Annotated in this window: 17 protein-coding genes; 16 read left to right on the top strand and 1 reads right to left on the bottom strand. The window is 42.1% G+C overall.

Going from position 1 to position 17,904, the window contains the following annotated elements:
* The first annotated feature begins 141 nt into the window (after window positions 1-141).
* The 9 genes from QFZ81_RS26835 (at window position 142) to QFZ81_RS26795 (ending at window position 9,535) form a co-directional block, all read left to right on the top strand.
* The gene (locus QFZ81_RS26835) at window positions 142-1,065 is read left to right on the top strand and encodes an ABC transporter permease (protein ID WP_307439715.1); all 924 of its coding nucleotides are present in this window, start codon (window positions 142-144) and stop codon (window positions 1,063-1,065) included.
* Window positions 1,066-1,076: 11 nt separating this feature from the next.
* The gene (locus tag QFZ81_RS26830; protein ID WP_307605390.1) at window positions 1,077-1,967 is read left to right on the top strand and encodes a carbohydrate ABC transporter permease; all 891 of its coding nucleotides are present in this window, start codon (window positions 1,077-1,079) and stop codon (window positions 1,965-1,967) included.
* Window positions 1,968-2,031: 64 nt separating this feature from the next.
* A complete protein-coding gene (locus tag QFZ81_RS26825) occupies window positions 2,032-3,615 on the top strand; it encodes an extracellular solute-binding protein (RefSeq protein WP_307605389.1) in 1,584 nt (527 codons plus the stop codon).
* A gap of 178 nt (window positions 3,616-3,793) precedes the next feature.
* Entirely contained in the window at window positions 3,794-4,234 is a 441-nt protein-coding gene (locus tag QFZ81_RS26820; RefSeq protein ID WP_047676650.1) for a MarR family winged helix-turn-helix transcriptional regulator, read from the top strand.
* Window positions 4,235-4,269: 35 nt separating this feature from the next.
* The gene (locus tag QFZ81_RS26815; RefSeq protein WP_307439721.1) at window positions 4,270-5,190 is read left to right on the top strand and encodes an AEC family transporter; all 921 of its coding nucleotides are present in this window, start codon (window positions 4,270-4,272) and stop codon (window positions 5,188-5,190) included.
* An 89-nt stretch (window positions 5,191-5,279) separates the two neighbouring features.
* On the top strand, window positions 5,280-5,582 hold the full coding sequence (locus QFZ81_RS26810) for a hypothetical protein (RefSeq protein ID WP_307439723.1): 303 nt from the start codon (window positions 5,280-5,282) through the stop codon (window positions 5,580-5,582).
* A gap of 36 nt (window positions 5,583-5,618) precedes the next feature.
* Entirely contained in the window at window positions 5,619-5,981 is a 363-nt protein-coding gene (locus QFZ81_RS26805; protein WP_307449453.1) for a DUF423 domain-containing protein, read from the top strand.
* Between the two features lie 135 nt (window positions 5,982-6,116).
* Window positions 6,117-7,652 carry a PAS domain-containing sensor histidine kinase gene (locus QFZ81_RS26800; protein WP_307605388.1) on the top strand — a complete coding sequence of 512 codons (1,536 nt, stop codon included), beginning with the start codon at window positions 6,117-6,119 and terminating at the stop codon, window positions 7,650-7,652.
* Window positions 7,653-7,666: 14 nt separating this feature from the next.
* Entirely contained in the window at window positions 7,667-9,535 is a 1,869-nt protein-coding gene (locus tag QFZ81_RS26795; protein WP_307439727.1) for a putative bifunctional diguanylate cyclase/phosphodiesterase, read from the top strand.
* Window positions 9,536-9,579: 44 nt separating this feature from the next.
* Here the strand turns inward: QFZ81_RS26795 and QFZ81_RS26790 are convergent, their stop codons facing one another.
* Complete coding sequence (locus QFZ81_RS26790) at window positions 9,580-10,077, bottom strand: hypothetical protein (RefSeq protein WP_307439729.1); 498 nt, start codon at window positions 10,075-10,077, stop codon at window positions 9,580-9,582.
* Between the two features lie 181 nt (window positions 10,078-10,258).
* Between QFZ81_RS26790 and QFZ81_RS26785 the strand changes: the two genes are divergently transcribed.
* The 7 genes from QFZ81_RS26785 (at window position 10,259) to QFZ81_RS26755 (ending at window position 17,904) form a co-directional block, all read left to right on the top strand.
* Entirely contained in the window at window positions 10,259-10,561 is a 303-nt protein-coding gene (locus tag QFZ81_RS26785) for a YunC family protein (RefSeq protein ID WP_307439730.1), read from the top strand.
* A gap of 197 nt (window positions 10,562-10,758) precedes the next feature.
* The gene (locus QFZ81_RS26780) at window positions 10,759-11,583 is read left to right on the top strand and encodes a basic amino acid ABC transporter substrate-binding protein (RefSeq protein WP_373462589.1); all 825 of its coding nucleotides are present in this window, start codon (window positions 10,759-10,761) and stop codon (window positions 11,581-11,583) included.
* A gap of 83 nt (window positions 11,584-11,666) precedes the next feature.
* Window positions 11,667-12,314 (top strand): amino acid ABC transporter permease, encoded by a 648-nt coding sequence (locus QFZ81_RS26775; RefSeq protein ID WP_307439734.1) that lies wholly within the window; start codon window positions 11,667-11,669, stop codon window positions 12,312-12,314.
* A gap of 13 nt (window positions 12,315-12,327) precedes the next feature.
* Entirely contained in the window at window positions 12,328-13,050 is a 723-nt protein-coding gene (locus QFZ81_RS26770) for an amino acid ABC transporter ATP-binding protein (protein ID WP_307449458.1), read from the top strand.
* A gap of 256 nt (window positions 13,051-13,306) precedes the next feature.
* Window positions 13,307-13,975, top strand: a complete 669-nt coding sequence (locus tag QFZ81_RS26765; protein ID WP_307449460.1) for an ABC transporter ATP-binding protein — start codon at window positions 13,307-13,309, stop codon at window positions 13,973-13,975.
* Window positions 13,965-14,999 (top strand): efflux RND transporter periplasmic adaptor subunit, encoded by a 1,035-nt coding sequence (locus QFZ81_RS26760; RefSeq protein ID WP_307607044.1) that lies wholly within the window; start codon window positions 13,965-13,967, stop codon window positions 14,997-14,999. Before QFZ81_RS26765 ends, QFZ81_RS26760 begins: the two co-directional genes overlap by 11 nt.
* A 19-nt stretch (window positions 15,000-15,018) precedes the next feature.
* Window positions 15,019-17,904 carry an ABC transporter permease gene (locus tag QFZ81_RS26755; RefSeq protein ID WP_307439737.1) on the top strand — a complete coding sequence of 962 codons (2,886 nt, stop codon included), beginning with the start codon at window positions 15,019-15,021 and terminating at the stop codon, window positions 17,902-17,904.

Below are 17,904 nucleotides of genomic sequence, written 5' to 3'. Positions count from 1 at the left end.
CATACTTGCATAAGGAGCCTAAACTGCAAATTATTCATATTTAGTATCATATCTTCACTATCTCTTCCAGAATAGCTAGCTATATAATTCGAGCATGACATACAAATCAACATTCAAAATTAGGCAGGGAGGCTTCGCAGCATGTTACGAAAGAATGGTTTCTTGTACGAGTTAAACAAAAACAAAATTTTGTTTCTCATGATAGCACCAACATTAGTATTCTTTTTCATTAATTCTTATGTGCCGATGGTTGGGATCTACTTCGCGTTTACCAGATTCGATTTTAATGGAGGGTTATTCGGAAGTCCATTTGTGGGATTAGAAAACTTTAAATTCCTATGGAAGTCGGGAGCGCTATGGGGACTGACGAGAAATACAGTGGCTTATAACCTTGCTTTTATTTTATTTGTAAATGGCGCAGCGATCTTTTGTGCGATTATGTTAAGTGAAATGAAAGGCAAGGCATTTAAGAAGATCACGCAATCCGTCATGTTTTTACCTTACTTTATATCGTTTGTTTTATTGAATGCTATTGCGTATAACATGTTTAATTACGACACGGGCTTTGTGAATACCACGCTAAAGTCATTTGGTTCGAATCCGATGGATATTTATAACACACCGATAGCTTGGATATTCCTTTTGGTCATTTTCTATGTGTGGAAAAACTTAGGTTATACGATGGTCATCTACCTCGCTACTATTACAGGCATTAGCGATGAATATTACGAAGCCGCGAAAATCGATGGTGCGAATATTTTTCAAAGGATTTGGTACATTACGGTGCCCATGCTAAAGCCAACCTTTATCATATTACTCCTGTTTTCATTGGGAAGTATCATGAAAGGACAATTCGATCTCTTTTATCAGCTCATTGGAAACAACGGGATTTTGTACAATACAACAGATATTCTGGATACTTACGTATTTCGTTCACTAAAAGTGACATTCGATATCGGGATGGCGACTTCAGCCGGATTGTTCCAGTCCTTCTTCGGTTTTGTATTGATAATGACAGTGAACTATTTCATTAAAAAATCAAATGAAGAGTATGCGCTTTTCTAGGGGAGGTTCCAGTGAAGTCTAACAGTATTGATTCTGTCGCGTTTAATATTATTGCCTATCTAATCATCATAACGATTTCCGTGATCTGTATTTTTCCTTTTTTACTGTTGATATCGGGGTCATTTACCGACAATGAGTCGATTGTTCGTGATGGTTACCATTTGATTCCGAAAGTATTTTCCCTTGCAGCCTATGAAGCCGTTCTAACATTCCCAGGAAAAGTACTAAGGGCTTATGGGGTAACGATCTTCGTTACCGTCGTTGGTACAACGCTTGGATTGTTCATGATGACGATGGCTGGTTATGTCTTGCAACGAAAAGATTTCAGGTACCGTAATCAACTTTCCTTTTACATTTATTTTACTACGCTGTTTGGCGGAGGCCTGGTACCTTGGTACATTATGATCACCAAATATTTGCAATTGACGGATACGTATGCAGCTCTTATTTTTCCAGGGCTCATGACTCCTTTCCTAATTATATTAATGAGAAGCTTCATTAAATCCTCCATACCGGAGGAGCTTACAGAGTCATCAAAGATTGACGGTGCCAACGATTTTACGATTTATTATCGTGTAGTGCTTCCTTTAGCGATGCCAGGTATTGCAACAGTAGGGTTATTCCTGGCATTGCATTATTGGAATAGTTGGTTCTCTACGTCGCTGTTCATCAACGATCAGGATAAATACGAACTGCAGTATTTTCTGTATAACATTATTAATACAGCTGCAGCCGTTTCGCAGCTAGGCGTGAGTACGGGGGTTTCATTCGGACAGGATATCCCAACGGAATCCACCAAACTGGCTATGGCTATGATTGTTACGGGTCCAATTCTCCTTCTATATCCGTTCGTACAAAGGTTTTTCGTTAAAGGATTAACGATTGGTGCTGTCAAAGGTTAGAACTGAAACGGATACTTGCCGTCAGCTAACATATATTATTCAAGAATAAAAAGGGAGGATTTATATGAAAAGTAATTTGAAAAAGATGTACAGTGCATCTATGGTACTAGCGTTAGCAGGTTCCGTTGTCGCTGGGTGCAGCAGTTCGACTACACCATCGTCCAGTCCTACTGCTGGAACGCAAGCAACGAAAGCACCTGAGGCTTCCGCTGTCAGCAAACCAGCAGGTCTTGATACTTCGAAGAAAGTAGAGCTACAATTTTATATGTTAGGTCCAGCGCCTAAGGATCTTTCCGTCATCGAAGAAGAAGTTAACAAGCTGGCACTTAAGGATCTGAATGCGACGGTCAAGTTTAATTTCACGACATGGACCGACTGGGATCAGAAATATAAGCTGCTTCTATCGTCAGGACAGCCGATCGATTTGATTTTTACAGCTGATTGGACGCAGTATCAATCCTATGCGAAAAAAGGAGCTTTCCTTCCGCTGGATGAATTGCTCCCTAAAGCAGCTCCTAAATTAAACAGCTTCGTGCCTAAAGATATGTGGGATGCGGTTAAAATTGACGGGAAAATCTATACTGTTCCTGCCACCTACAAAGAGTATGTGACAACAGGCTTTATCTGGCGTGAAGATCTCAGAGAGAAATTCAATTTGCCGAAGCCGGATTCGCTTGCCAACTTTGAAGCTTATCTGGATGGAATTAAGAAGAACATGCCGGATATGATCCCGTTGGCAGCAAACAGCGATGTGAAAACGAATCTTTCAGATCTTTATAAAAATTTAACGATAGATCCGGTTGGAGCACTTCCTTACGGAATTGGTATTCCCTATAAAAATCCTTCGGAAGTTACTTCCTACTGGGGCTCAGCTGAGCATTTAAAAGAGCTGCAAACCTATAAAAAATGGCAGGATAAAGGCTACATTACCAAAAACGTTCTGAATGTTAAAGACTCTATGACAGATCTGATTATAAACGGTAAAGCTGCGGCCAACATAGGCGATAACCCAAGCCGCTTTAATGATCAGAAGATCAAAATTGATGGTACGCATCCGGACTGGAAACTCGAATACTATCCAGCGCCTCTGATAAAGGGGCATGCAGAGCCTGTGCATCCTATTCATAATGGATTTGCGATTCCGAAAAGCAGTAAAAATCCAGAGAGAGCTCTTGCCTTCTACGAAAAAATGGTTACAGACAAAACATACAATCAATTAACGGAGTATGGAATTGAAGGTAAGAACTATAAGGTTGAAAACGGATACTATACGATGATCGGCGATAATAACAGCAATGGATTCCCTAGAGAATCTATGCAAGGTTGGGCGTGGAGAAATCCTGAATTTATGCTCTTCGACAAAGGCTATGATGGCGTAAAGAAAATTTTCGCAGATCTTGATAAAATTTCATCACCAGATAAATTTACAGGTTTCGCTGAAGACTATACGAGCTACCAAGCTGAGAAAGCAGCTTTAGAGCAAGTCGAAAAGCAATATCTGTATCCTCTGGAAGCAGGTCTAGTAGCAGATGTTGAAGGCGGACTCAAAACCTTTATGGAAAAAGCCAAATCAGCAGGGCTGGAGAAAATCCAGGCAGAATACAAAAAACAATGGCTTGAGTATGTAAAAGTTGCAGGGATTAAATAGGTAAGCAAGTTGAGGGATTCACAGTCTATTGTCATCCTGGATGGCAGTTGCTGTGAGTCCCTTTTTCGTATTCACCTATAGAAGTTAACTATTCACATTGACAGAGGGATTTATTTTATATACATTTGAAACAAATCGATTGTTTACAATATGACTGAACAGAAAGGAAACCAATCCAATGAGCAGCAGTGAATTTTTAAAGCTAGAAAATCAACTGTGCTTTAGTCTATATGCAAGTTCGAGAGCCATTACTCGCATGTATCGCCCTTTTCTTGAAGGTTTGGGGATTACCTATCCGCAATATTTGGTGCTGTTGGTTCTCTGGGATCAAAAGGAAAGTACAGTCAAAGAGCTTAGCGAGAAGCTTGATCTTGATTCGGGTACTTTGACACCTATGCTTAAGCGGATGGAAGCTCAGCAACTGGTTCAAAGGAAACGATCTTCTGAAGATGAACGTGTCGTGAATATTCAAATCACAGAAGCGGGTCTTGCCCTTTACGAGAAGGCACTTTGTATCCCACAGTCGCTGCTTGCGTCAAGCGGGCTATCTCCTGAAGAAATTTACACTTTTAATGAACAGTTAAAACGTATTATCAGCAGCGTAAATGCGTTCGATTAAGGAACGACTATAGGTTTTTGAAGTGAGGATCTGGAATGAGTTATTTCATATACATTTTAGTGAATAACATTGTACCTATTAGTATTATGATTGCGATCGGCGCAGCGATGTACCGCGCTTTCCAGATTGATATTAAGACATTATCGAAGCTTAATTTCTACGTGTTTTCACCCGCCTTAGTTTTTGTTAAGCTGTATGAGTCCGAAATGAACTTGCATATTTTAATGCAGGTTCTCTTGTTTTTTGTCCTATTCTTTAGTCTCCTTTTTGCCAGCATTGAGGTTGTTATTCGGTTGAAAAAGATGCAGCGCGGTATGCGTATTGCCATGCGCAATAGTGTTATTTTCTACAATAGCGCTAACTACGCACTGCCGCTGAATCAAACTGTTTTTGGTGGGAATGCCTATACGTTATCTATCCAAATCGTGATCATGATTATGCAAACGCTAATTCCCAATACATACGGCATCTATACCTTAAATGCACATAAATCTACTTGGAAAGCAACGATGAAAACCATTCTTTCCTTACCGGTCATTTACGCCATTCCGATTGCACTGCTGCTGCGGTATTTCCATTTACCTGTTCCGGGATCGATTCATATACCGCTGCAGTATATTTCAAACGCTTTTATGGCGACAGCTTTGCTGACCCTAGGTGTGCAGCTTGGCGGTATGAAATGGGAATTTCATTTTTCCAATGTGCTCGTTTCTAATATACTAAGACTTGCCGCAGGACCGCTGCTCGGATTTTTCGTTGTTTGGCTGCTTGGGATTGAAGGGATTACGGCCAAAGCATTGATTCTCTCGTGTGCTGTGCCGACCTCTTTAAGCAGTGTGCTGCTGGCCATTGAATATGAGAATGAACCGGAGTTTTCTTCACAGGCTGTCTTTACTTCAACTTTATTTAGTATGTTTACAATTCCAGTTGTTATCTTTTGTTTGGATTTTATATGAACATGGATGGGAATCATGAAGTTAGCAGGAATTTCGACATTTTTCGGCGAATGGGTAATCATACTTATCTTTAAAGGGGGACATCCTTAGTGCGTTACCAATTTTGTCAGTATGTTACGATTGTGGATATGAATGAAGAAATTTTGTCAGAGGTATTATTTGACCATGGCGATTTTGAATCGAATGCATTAACGATTGGTTCATCTGTGGTGATTTATCAGCTTGGTCTGAAACAATTTGATGTTGTTTATGACAAAAGAGAAGGCAAAACCACTCGTAATAAGGTTGTAGATATTGAACTCGATCTTATCAAAAAGCCTTCGGTAACACGTGTGTTTTTGGAGCCCGTGCGGTTAATTGTCGGTCAGCATGATATTGGCGAAGTGGAATAAATAATATCGTTTCGGAAAGGAAAGAAGACGAGAATGATGAAACTTTTTTTGCTGATAGGCAGTTTGAATGCATTTCTTTCAGTCGCTCTAGGCGCTTTTGGGGCTCATTACTTGAAACAAAGGATTCCGGATAAGATAGATGTGTTTCAGACCGGCGTACAATATCACATGATTCATGCGATAGCCCTCATCCTTATTGCTCTTTTGTCAGATAAGCTGGCAAATAGCTCGATGGTGAATGCATCGGGGTGGGGCATTTTTATTGGTATTATCCTGTTCTCAGGTAGTTTATATGGCTTGAGTCTGACTGGACTCAAGTTTTTTGGACCCATTACCCCACTAGGCGGGCTCAGTTTCTTGGTTGGATGGATACTTCTAGCCGTGGCCGCTTACAAATAAGAAAATGGAAAGAGTCAGGAAATCTGACTCTTTTTTCATTGTATTTTGTCTTCTAAGCAGGAAAAAGCTCGGATCATGTAGAAAGTAATCCATGACGGATTCGATCATTCTTCCTTAATTGAATGGATGTGGCGCATGGCTGATATCATGGGGAACCAATCAGAAACGGGTAAGCCAATTGCTTCGGAACTAAAACTATTCACAAGCCATGAGCTATATCATCAATTGTTTGGTTGCGCAGTCATTTCAATGGCAATCGTTAGTCTGGACGGCAGGTTACTCATGGTTAATACATCGTTATGCCGCCTCTTAGGGTACGCAGAAGAAGAATTGATTGGTCTGCCTATTCAGGAGTTTTCGCATCTTGATGATGTGGCTACCTATGCAGAACTATGCGAACAGACCCTTCGTGGTGAGCGGGAATCTACTCAAAGAGAGAATCGCTATGTCCATAAGGATGGCACCATAATATGGGGAATTATTCAAGTTTCCTTCATTCGTGATACGGAAGCGTATCCAAATCTTGTAGTTGTGCAGATTCAAGATGTATCGGAAAGAAAACGTTTGGAGCATAAGCTTGAGGAAAGCAGGCGTAGCTATCAATCCCTGCTAAATCATAACCAAAATCAACTCATTCTAAATGCCGTTTCAGAGGGCATGTTTGGCATCGATGAGCATTTTGGCACTACGTTTTGGAATAAAGCGGCGGAGTGCTTAACGGGTTACACCTATGAAGAAATGGTGGGGAAGAATCCTTATCTCGTTTTGACACGTGCTAGTGGAACCGATGAAGATTTGCAAATCAAGAATGAAACTGTGTTAGATCGAACGATGCTCGAAGGGGTTTGTGATTGTTCAAACGAGATCTTTTACAAAAAAAATGGAGACTCGTTTCCGGTTGAATACATGACTTCGCCGATCTTGGATCAAGATCAAATCATTGGAGTTGTCCTATCATTCAAGGATATTACTGAGCGGCAGCGTACGGAAGAGCTGCTCCACAGGTCAGATAAGATGTCCCTTATCGGGCAGCTTGCTGCTGGAGTTGCTCACGAAATTCGTAATCCATTGACTACCCTCAAAGGATTTATGCAATTTCTGCACCAGGGTGCTGTAAATAAAAAAGAATACCATGATATTATGATGTCCGAACTAGAACGGATCGAACTGATTACGACAGAAATGCTCGTTCTCGCTAAGCCGCAATTCATACAATACCAGCCCAAAAGTATCGAGAATATTATCAAAAGTGTCATAACCCTGCTTGAGACACAGGCCATTATTAGTAATATTCAATTCGTTGTCGCTATGGAGCATCATCTGCCGCTTGTTCATTGCGAGGAAAACCAGCTGAAGCAATCCTTCATTAATTTGCTCAAAAATGCGATAGAAGCCATGCCAGATGGCGGAAAAATCGATATTCAACTATTTTCAGTTGGAGACAAAACGGTGCGTGTGTTGTTTCAAGATAGAGGGCATGGGATATCGGAGGATGTATTGGCTAGGCTTGGAGAGCCCTTTTATACAACGAAGGAAAAAGGGACTGGGCTTGGCATCATGATTACGAATAAAATCATTGAGGATCATCATGGCCAGTTTGTGGTTGAGAGCAAGGTGGGAGAAGGAACGGTTGTCAGTGTGACGCTTCCTATTACCTATAGTGAGCAGTAAGAGGAGGCTAATTTGTGAAAAACCGGCTCTATATTGGCGGATATCTGTTAGTCGCCATATTCGTAAGCTTTTACGTAAAGCCGTATGCTGCATGGATTTATTTGCTTGCCTCACTAGTGCTGCTTATCGTGCTGCTTAGAAAGAGTGGAAGTATACAATCCTTAAAAAAAGAAATGCCGCGGGATCACACTTATTTAAATGTGCTTGATTCCTTATTCGAGCACAATCCTAATGCGATTGGTATTTTTGATCAAGATGGTAAATTTATTCGGATTAATTTAGCGGCAGAAACCATCCTCGGCTACTCCGTATTTGAGCTGCTCAATCAACCGTTTATCAGCTTTGTTACACAAGAGCAGCTGGAGCGGACAGGTAGCCAGCTTGAACAAGTGAGAAGCGGGACTCCTGTTACCTTTGAAACAGCTGTTATACATAAAAGCGGCTACCGGGTGGATTTGAACGTGACTGCTGTTCCTGTTGATTTGCAGCCTAATTCCAAAGGCAATATTCTCATATGCCAGGATATCACAGAACGTAAGCGCGGTGATGAGCAAGTTCGCTACATGGCTTATTATGATGATATGACAGGGCTGCCGAACAGGCGTATGTTCAGAGATAACTTGAATGAGCGGCTAAGTATTTCCAAATCCATTGGACAAAAGGTAGCTGTCTTCTATTTGGACATCGATCGCTTCAAGCTGGTCAATGACAGCTTCGGTTATGATTACGGAAACATGCTGCTGCTGCAGTTAGCGGAGCGTTTCACGAGATGTGTAACGGTCAATGATTATTTAGCTCGCACGGAAGGCGATGAATTTGCCTTTTTCTATACGAATGTGGCCGATTCTAATGACGTAATTGCGGTTATAGCAGAGATAAATCGTGTCCTCGAAAAGCCGTTTCTTTTAGAACAATATGAACTACATATTACAGCTAGTATTGGCGTTGCGATTTCCTCTGATGACGCCGATGAAGCGGAAATACTTATGAAATATGCTGACATTGCATTAGCTAGAGCCAAAGAGAAGGGGCGCAACGACTTTCAGATCTTCAATACGGACATGAAGTCAGTTTCAATCAACCGCCTCAAGCTGGAGAGTGAGCTTCGCAGAGCGATAGTCGGGGATGAGTTCATCTTATACTATCAGCCTCAGGTCGATATTGAAACGGGAAGCATTGTCGGTGTCGAAGCCTTAATTCGCTGGGATCATCCGGAGAAAGGTCTCATCTCGCCAAACTATTTCATTCCTTTTGCTGAGGAGTCCGGATTGATCGTGCCGATCGGTGAATGGGTACTGCGCGCTGCATGTAAGCAAAATAAAGCATGGCAGAACCAAGGGTATTCGATGATGCCGATATCTGTGAATCTGTCTATGCGGCAGTTTTTTCAACACAATCTCAAAGGCAAGATCAGACATGTTTTGGAACAAACAGGACTTGATCCGCAGTACTTGGAACTTGAAATCACCGAAAGCATGACGATGGATGTTGATCACGCCATTCAGTGCTTACTTGAGCTTAAGGAGCTAGGCGTGAATGTAAGCATTGATGATTTTGGGACAGGCTACAGTTCGCTGTACTACTTAAAGAAATTTCCGATTGATAAGCTGAAGATCGATCGTTCCTTTGTTCGAGATATCATGGTGGATCCGAATGACGCGGCCATCGTGGCCACGATTATTGCGATGACGCACCATTTGAACTTGAAGGTCATTGCTGAAGGCGTAGAAACTGAAGATCAACTGCATTTTCTGCATCAGAATCGCTGTAATGAGGTGCAGGGCTATTGGTTTAGTCCACCCGTAAGTGCGGATGAACTAGAACAAATGCTTAGAACGGGTATTCCAAATGCTTCAGCTGCTGCGTCTGTCCATGCCAAATAAAAGTAAGAGGGTATCCATATTCTAGGAAACCCTCTTACTTTTATTTAGAAAGCGACATAATCATCAATTTCATTCAATTTGAATAAGTAGACCTTCTTCTCATCTACATGATACACCGATACATTTTGATTACTGCTATCATAATTCAAAATCCGACATGGAAGATTAAGCTGGATTCCTTGACCTTTGATAACCGTTAAACGGATTAACGTATTATTCACTTTGAAACTTTCCAATTGCTCAATAATTGTATCTGAAGCTCCGCTGTTGTCGGTGGCTTTCGCCGTAGCTGTTACAGTTGAAGCTGGGACAGCAGCCGTTTTTTTGCTTGGTTGTAACGGAGGAGTGCTCTCTTTTTTGGTGTTAAGTTCAATCAATTTGCCAAGTTGAATGCCATTAATAATTTGGTAATCCTTGACTGTATCCACATTCAGAAGATGAAGGAGCTTTTCCATGGCAAGGCCATTCGTGGCATCTTCAATCAGAATTTCTACGGTAAATAAATGCCCATTCGGACTTATATTTGCTTTTCCTTGACTCATATAGCCTCCTTGCTGCCCAGAAACTGCGCTAGTACTTACTATATCATGATATCAAACCCAAATATAGCTTGCTTTCCCCATGAATTTGAAATTCACCCGAAACTTTTCAAACCTTTCTTACACCGTACTAGCCGACCGCGCATATACTACCGTAAGACTGCGAAGAGGAGCTGTGCAGAGCATGATGCGCGTTGAACCCATTCTCCTTGAAGGACGTACTGCAATTGCTATTGAAGTGAAGCTGCCGAAAACGACGTTGTTGGTTGTGACAACGGATAAAGGTTATATTATGTGTGGCGCTCTCGATGTTGCGCTGCTCAATGAACGCTTGAAGGACAGGAATATTGTAGCTGCACGGGCAACGGGGGTTCGTACGATTGAGGAACTTCTGGAAGCGCCGCTTGAATCGGTGACACACACTGCAGAAGATTTGGGTATTGTAGCTGGGATGACGGGACGGGAAGCCATTTTGAAAATGATGTAAAAGTGTTTTGAATGACAAAATTAGAACGCTTAGGATCTTTGGATCTCGGCGTTTTTATTTATTTGAGCATAATGACCAATAAACTTTCTTAACATTGTGCAGATATCTAAAAATGTGAAAAATTAGCCATTTTCAATATATTTCTAGCGAATTTCCTTAACAAAGGCGTTGTTATTTTATTGACCAAGTGTTAAAATATGATTCGTCCATTACATAGAACGGGGGGAATTATTTTGAAAAAATTAATGTTTTTTATACTGACTGCAGCTTTAGTTGTTGCTCTTGCAGGTTGTGGTTCTAAGGAAAGTGGTGGCACGAAGTACAAATTTGCTACTGATGCTGCCTATGCACCAATGGAATATATGGATAAAGATAAGATGACTGGCTTTGATATCGATTTTCTTGCTGAAGTGATGAAGGAAGCAGGTCTTTCCTACGAAGTCGCGAACACAGGCTGGGATACCATGCTAACAAGTGTGAAGCAAGGTAAAGAGTTTCAAGCAGGAATTTCCAGCGTTTCAATTACAGATGAGCGTAAACAAACTTACGATTACTCCATCCCTTACTTCGAATCGACGAACATGATTCTTGTTAAAGAAGGCAGCCCGATCAAAAGCGCGGTAGACTTGAAAGACAAGAAAGTAGCTGTTCAAATTTCTACAACAGCGGATACGCTGATGAGCAAAATTATGGGCGAGAAGAACCCATCCTTGAAACGTCTGGATAATAACACATTAGCTTTAATGGAGCTTGAAAATAACGGTGTTGACGCTGTTGTAGCTGATATTGCTATTGTTCGTGAATATGTGAAAAATAATCCGAACAAGAAATTCACTACGATTTCTGATCCGAAAAACTTTGAGTCCGAATACTACGGTATTTTGTTTCCTAAAGGCAGCGAGCTTAAAGCAAAGTTAGACCCGGCAATCAAGAAAGTTATTGAGAACGGTGCTTATGCAAAAGTGTACAAAAAATGGTTCGGTCAAGAGCCGGATACAAAGAAATTACTTGAACAAAAATAATAGGTCAACAGCATGCGTGACTTCAACCTTACGCATGCTTTTGTTCTGTAAATAGCAAAAAAAATGAAGAAAGGAAGTGTGGAATGGATTTTCGTTTTGATATCATTTTTGAATATTTACCTTTATTGCTCAAGGGTACGCTCTGGACTATTGGCATCTCCATTCTTTCCATCCTGTTCGGCTCTGTACTAGGGTTAGCTGTTGGATTAGGCAAAATGTCGCACCGTGCCTACTTAAGATGGCCGACTAGTATGTACGTTAACTTTTTCCGCGGCACACCGCTGCTTGTTCAGATACTGCTTGTCCACTTTGGAATCGTTCCATTATTCATAGGAACAACGAATGCGATCATCGCTTCAATTGTTGCCTTGTCTTTGAATTCAGCAGGCTATATGGCCGAAATTTTCAGAGCCGGTATTCAATCCATCGATAAAGGACAGACGGAAGCCGCGCACTCGCTAGGAATGACCCATTACCAAACCATGAAATCGGTTATTTTGCCTCAGGCGATTAAACGTATGATTCCTCCATTTGGGAATGAATTTATCGTACTGATTAAGGATTCCTCCCTGTTCGCTGTTATTGCTGCACCAGAATTGATGTATTGGTCCAATGCGATGCGCAGCCAATACTTTAAAGTCTGGGAACCTTACTTGACAGCTGCTCTTATTTATTTCATTCTCACTTACTCTCTAAGCAAGCTGCTTGCTTATCTGGAAAGGAAAGTGTAGAGATATGACTGCAATGATCGAAGTTAGAAATCTTAAAAAATCGTTCGGAGATAATGTCGTCCTTCGAGATATTAGTGCCGATATTCAGAACCAAGAGGTTCTTGTTGTGATAGGACCTTCGGGATCAGGGAAATCGACATTTCTGCGTTGTTTGAACCTGTTAGAACAACCGGATAGCGGCAGTATCTTGATTGAAGGTAAATCGATTATGGATCCGATGAATAAGATCAATGAGATCCGTATGGAGCTCGGAATGGTCTTCCAGCGGTTTCATTTGTTCCCGCATATGAAAGTCATTGATAATATCATGTTGGCACCTCTTCAAGTGAGAAAATGGCCAGAGGATAAAGCGCGTAAGAAAGCGCTGGAGCTTCTAGATAAAGTTGGGCTTGCAGATAAAGCCAATGCCCTTCCAGACTCGCTTTCGGGCGGTCAGGCACAGCGTGTGGCTATTGCAAGAGCACTGGCTATGGAGCCGAAGATCATGCTGTTCGATGAGCCTACATCGGCTCTTGATCCCGAAATGGTCGGGGAAGTGCTTGCTGTAATGAAGCAGCTGGCCAAAGAAGGGATGACAATGGTTGTCGTCACGCATGAAATGGGCTTCGCTCGCGAGGTCGGTGATCGCGTTATGTTTATGGAACAAGGCGTTATTGTCGAAGTAGGAAAGCCTGAGCAAATTTTTGAAAATGCCACGCAGGAACGAACGAAATCATTTTTGTCTAAAGTGCTCTAGCACTTTTCAGAAGAATAGAAGTAAGCAGGGAGGATCGCATGTCGATCCTCTTTTTTATTTGTATCTTTTTGGCAAAAGATAGATTTATAATGAAGGTAACTATCTTATATTGAAAATAAAGGTGATTTGTTACATAGCTTTACTCATTTTTTTAAGCGCTTCCAAAAAGGTGTATTTCTCTATATCTACGCTTGGTCATTTCGATTCCAATTCTGAAGAGGTGCTAACTTTGAAAACGTATGAAGATCAGGTGCCCATGGTACAAGCAATTGGCGTTACACGTGTTTTCGGGAAAGGACCGGCTGCCGTTCACGCATTGCGGGGTGCTCATTTAAGTATTCCCAAAGGCAGACTAGTAGCATTGCGGGGAAGATCAGGATCTGGTAAAACAACGCTGCTTAATATATTAGGGGCACTCGATCATCCGTCGGAAGGCACCGTTTATTTAGAAGGCATGGAGATCAGCCGTTTATCCGAGGCGAGGCGCAATGAAGTCAGACGGAAGCAGATCGGGCTTATTTTTCAATCTTTTGCCTTGGTGCCTTATATGTCAGCCTACGAGAATGTAGAGTTTGGATTGCGCATTTCGGGTATTCACCCCAATCAATATAAGCGTTTGGCAGAAGAAGCGCTAGATTTCGTTGGATTGAAGCCGAGAATGAAGCATCGTCCCTACGAACTTTCCGGAGGAGAACAGCAGAGGGTAGCGATTGCCAGGGCCATTGCGCACAAGCCTAAGTTGATTTTAGCAGATGAGCCTACAGCAGAGTTAGATAGCAGAATGGGTCTCCAGGTGCTTAAACTGTTCAAAGATTTGGTGCAAGAAGGAATGACAATTATTTTGACCACGCATGATCTCGCTATTATGGAAATTGTAGATGAAGTGTATGCACTGGAGGATGGTACCATTGTCGATGAAGGTTAATAAATTTGCTTCTCAGCTCGTTCTAATAACAAGTGCTATGTTTTTACTAGCGGGATGCTCTCTGTTGCCCAAAGAAGAGGAAGCGCTTAAACCGCCTTTAATCAAACCCGTAAAAGAAAATTTCGACCTTTACGAAGTGAAGAAGGGCAGCATAACGAGGAAAGTCAGTGTTGTTGGGACTTTTAAGTCTAGTCAAACGACCAACTATTATTTTAAAGAGTCCGGTCATCGGTTAGCTGGATTGCGCGTTAAACTAGGCGATACCGTTAAGCCGGGAGATGTGCTTGCTGAACTGGAAAAAGGCGACTTAGAAACTCGGATTGCCCTTCAAAAACTGAATCTGGAGAAATCCCAGATTGCTAGTGTGCAAACGAGGCAGGTTGACCCCGATCAAGTGCTATCGAATCGTTTGAAGGCCATAGATGTCGAAGCCGCGCAGCTCCAATTGGCCTCCCTTCAAGCCCAGCTAGACAAGACAATGTTGACGGCCGATTCTGCGGGAGTGGTAACTTACTTAACCGATGCACAGCAGGGAAATGTCGTGGATGCCTTCAGTACGCTTGTCGTCATCGCTGATCCTACAAAGCTGCAGTTATCTTACGAATCTTCAGATTCTAGTACACTTTCCGGTATTGAAGTTGGCATGGATGTTGAAGTGAAGATTGGTTCCTCTGGAAATAAGATACAAGGCAAAGTGCTGCGAACACCCTCAAGCTCACCTCCAACAGACAACAAAGCGCAAGCGGAAAGAAATGCGAAAACGATTATTATTGGGGTTCCCGATGGAACTGAAGGAGCAGCGATCGGTGTATCCGGAGACATAACGATCATCGTTGAGAAACGAGAAAATGTCATTGTCATACCAAGAACTGGTCTTCGAAGTTACTTAGGTAGGGATTACGTTCAAGTGTTGGTTGGTGAAAGTCGGAAGGAAATTGATGTAGAAAAAGGGCTTGTAACACCGACAGAAGTGGAAATCCGAACCGGACTAAAGGAAGGTCAGAATGTTATTTTAAATAACTAGCATCTTTAGGAGGATAGCAATGGCTTTATTTCTAATGATTCTCCGTAAAATGATCAAAAACCGCTGGCTAGAGCTTAGTTTGCTTGTGGGACTAATTATTTCGGTCGCACTTGCCAGCTCAATGCCTATTTATACACACGCCATTTTACAGCGTATGCTGATCAAAGATTTGGAAGTTCTTCAAACCAACACGCAGCAATATCCCGGGCAAGCCTATAATTCTGCCTACGTAATGGGAGAAAGCGGAGATCAACTTTTAGCGGAAACGGATGCCTTTATGGCAGAACAAAGCCAGCAGTTCGGCTTGCCGATTCTCCTATCCACGATTACGCGCAGCACAGTAAATTTCGAGCTTACACCTAGCGATCCAAGTAAAGTAGACCCTAAAGTGAACCGTTCAGCTGAATTAACAGCGATGTCGGAGTTGGAAAAGCATATTCGCATAGTTGACGGTGTCATGCCTTCTACTGAACCTGTAGATGGTGTATATGAAGCTTGGGTATTCCCTGAACTGCTAACTCAATTAAAGATTGTACTGGGCAATGAATTGACTATCGCTAACAAAGATTTGAAACAAAACATTCGAATAAAGCCCGTAGCTGTTATCGATCGTACAGATTATGCTGAACTTTATTGGACGAACAATATGAGCGACTTGCGCACAAAATTTTTCATCCCCTTTGCTTTATTTGAGAAAGATTTTACGAAGAACAAAAGTTTTCCCAACACATTTTCCTATTGGAATTACATACTGGATTATCATCAATTGAAGCTGGAAGGTCTTGAAGCCTACACTGGCACACATGAAAGGATAACCGGCTATTTAAGCAATCATTTCAACACGAATACAGTCAAAAATCCAGCGATTACCACATTGAAATTGTATGGTGAGAAAGAGAAAAAGCTCAGAATTATGCTATGGTCGCTTAATGTGCCCATTAGTATTTTACTCGCCTTCTATTTATTCATGGTTGCCAATTTGATTACAGAACGACAGAAAACAGAGATTGCCGTGCTGCGCAGCAGAGGAGCAAGCCGGACTCAGATTCTGCTAGGTTATGTGCTGGAAGGTATTTTATTAGGGGGAGTTGCCCTGCTAGTTGGTCCTCTAATTGGCCTGCAGTTAACGAAAATATTGGGTGCATCGAATGGATTCCTAGCGTTTGTCCAGCGCGCAGCAATGGAGGTCAAGCTGAATAAGGAGGCTTATCAATACGCTTTAATTGCCGTAACCGCATCGGTTTGTATGACTCTTATTCCCGCTGTACTTGCCACTCGCGCTACAATTGTTAGCCATAAACAAACCATGGCAAGGAAGAACAAGCTCTCTTTTGTGCATAAAATGTTTATCGATGTTGTCTTATTGGCAGTTTCTATCTATTTATTACAAAGCTTTAACCGACGGATGAATGATCTGGTTGCCTTAGGGCTGGACTCTATGGACATGAAAGTAGATCCACTCCTTTTCGTAGTCCCGGCTTTATTCATATTCGCCATGGGCCTGTTCCTACTGCGAGTATATCCGTGGGTCATTCAACTATTCTATCTCATCGGCCGAAAATGGTGGCCACCCTATTTGTATTCAACGCTGCTCCAAGTTGGCAGATCAACCACACAATATCAATTCATTATGCTGTTTATCATCATGACACTGGCAACAGGGTTGTTTAGTGCCAGCGCAGCAAGGACGATGAACAAAAATATTGAAGAGAAGATCCGTTATAAGAATGGGGCGGATATTGTTCTGCAAACCAAATGGGACAATGATGCACCGCCTCCACAGTCAGGGCCGTCTGGTTTACAGGAAGAAGCGAGCTCAATCCCTCTTGTTAAGAAGAAAGTCCAATATACGGAGCCTCCGTTTTTGCCCTTCACACAGTTGGCAGGTGTAGAATCGGCGGCTCGAGTGTTTAATAAGAAAGATGCTTATTTCGCGCTTGGCAAAGAAACAAAAAAAACAGCATTCATGGGCATTGATACCGATGAATTCGGTCAAACAGCTTGGCTCCGCGACCATTTGCTCGATCATCACTTTTATGAGTATTTAAACCTATTGGCTGGCGATTCCAAAGCCGTGCTTATTTCCAAGTCTATTGCCGAGGAAACTGGTGCCAAAGTGGGCGATGTGGTGCATTTAGGATGGAATGATGTTGAGGGTGCCACTTGTGTTGTATATGGGATTATTGATTACTGGCCGAGCTGGAATCCCAATCCGATCTTAACCGCTGGAACCAAAACAGGGAGCAGTTCTGACACGACGAAGCAAAGTAAAGTGGATGCACCGAAGTTAGTTATTGGGCATCTGTCCTACATTCAAAATAATATGGCCGTTGAGCCGTATGATGTTTGGCTAAAGCTAAAACCAGATATGACCAGTCAAGCTTTGTATGAGGAGCTAGAGCTTAAACATATATCGCTCTCAAGTTTAATGGATACGAAGCAAATGTTGGTTCTCTCCAAGAATGATCCATTCCAACTGGCTGTGAATGGCGTTATGACGCTGGGCTTCCTGATTGCTATTGGCATAAGCTTTATCGGGTTTCTCCTGTACTGGGTGCTTTCATTGTCCGGACGGATCTTACAATTCGGTGTGCTTAGGGCGATGGGTATTTCTTTTGCGCAGCTGATCGGAATGTTAATAGCTGAACAATTATTAACTTCTGGCGCAGCGGTTCTAATTGGCATGATTACGGGGAATACAGCCAGTCGATTATTTGTTCCTTTATTCCAATTAACTTTCGATTCCTCAAGTCAAGTGCCGCCTTTTCAAGTGAGCTTTGATCCGAGTGATCAGCTGCATTTGTACATCATTGTCACTGTGATGATAGGGACGGGTCTACTACTACTCGGCACGATGCTGTCCAGAATTAAGATTCATCAAGCCGTTAAGCTTGGGGAGGATTAA

The sequence above is a fragment of the Paenibacillus sp. V4I9 genome (genome assembly GCF_030817295.1).
Classification (GTDB): domain Bacteria; phylum Bacillota; class Bacilli; order Paenibacillales; family NBRC-103111; genus Paenibacillus_E.
The sequence above is the reverse complement of the archived record's forward strand: the minus strand, read 5'-3'. Positions and strand labels throughout refer to the sequence as shown.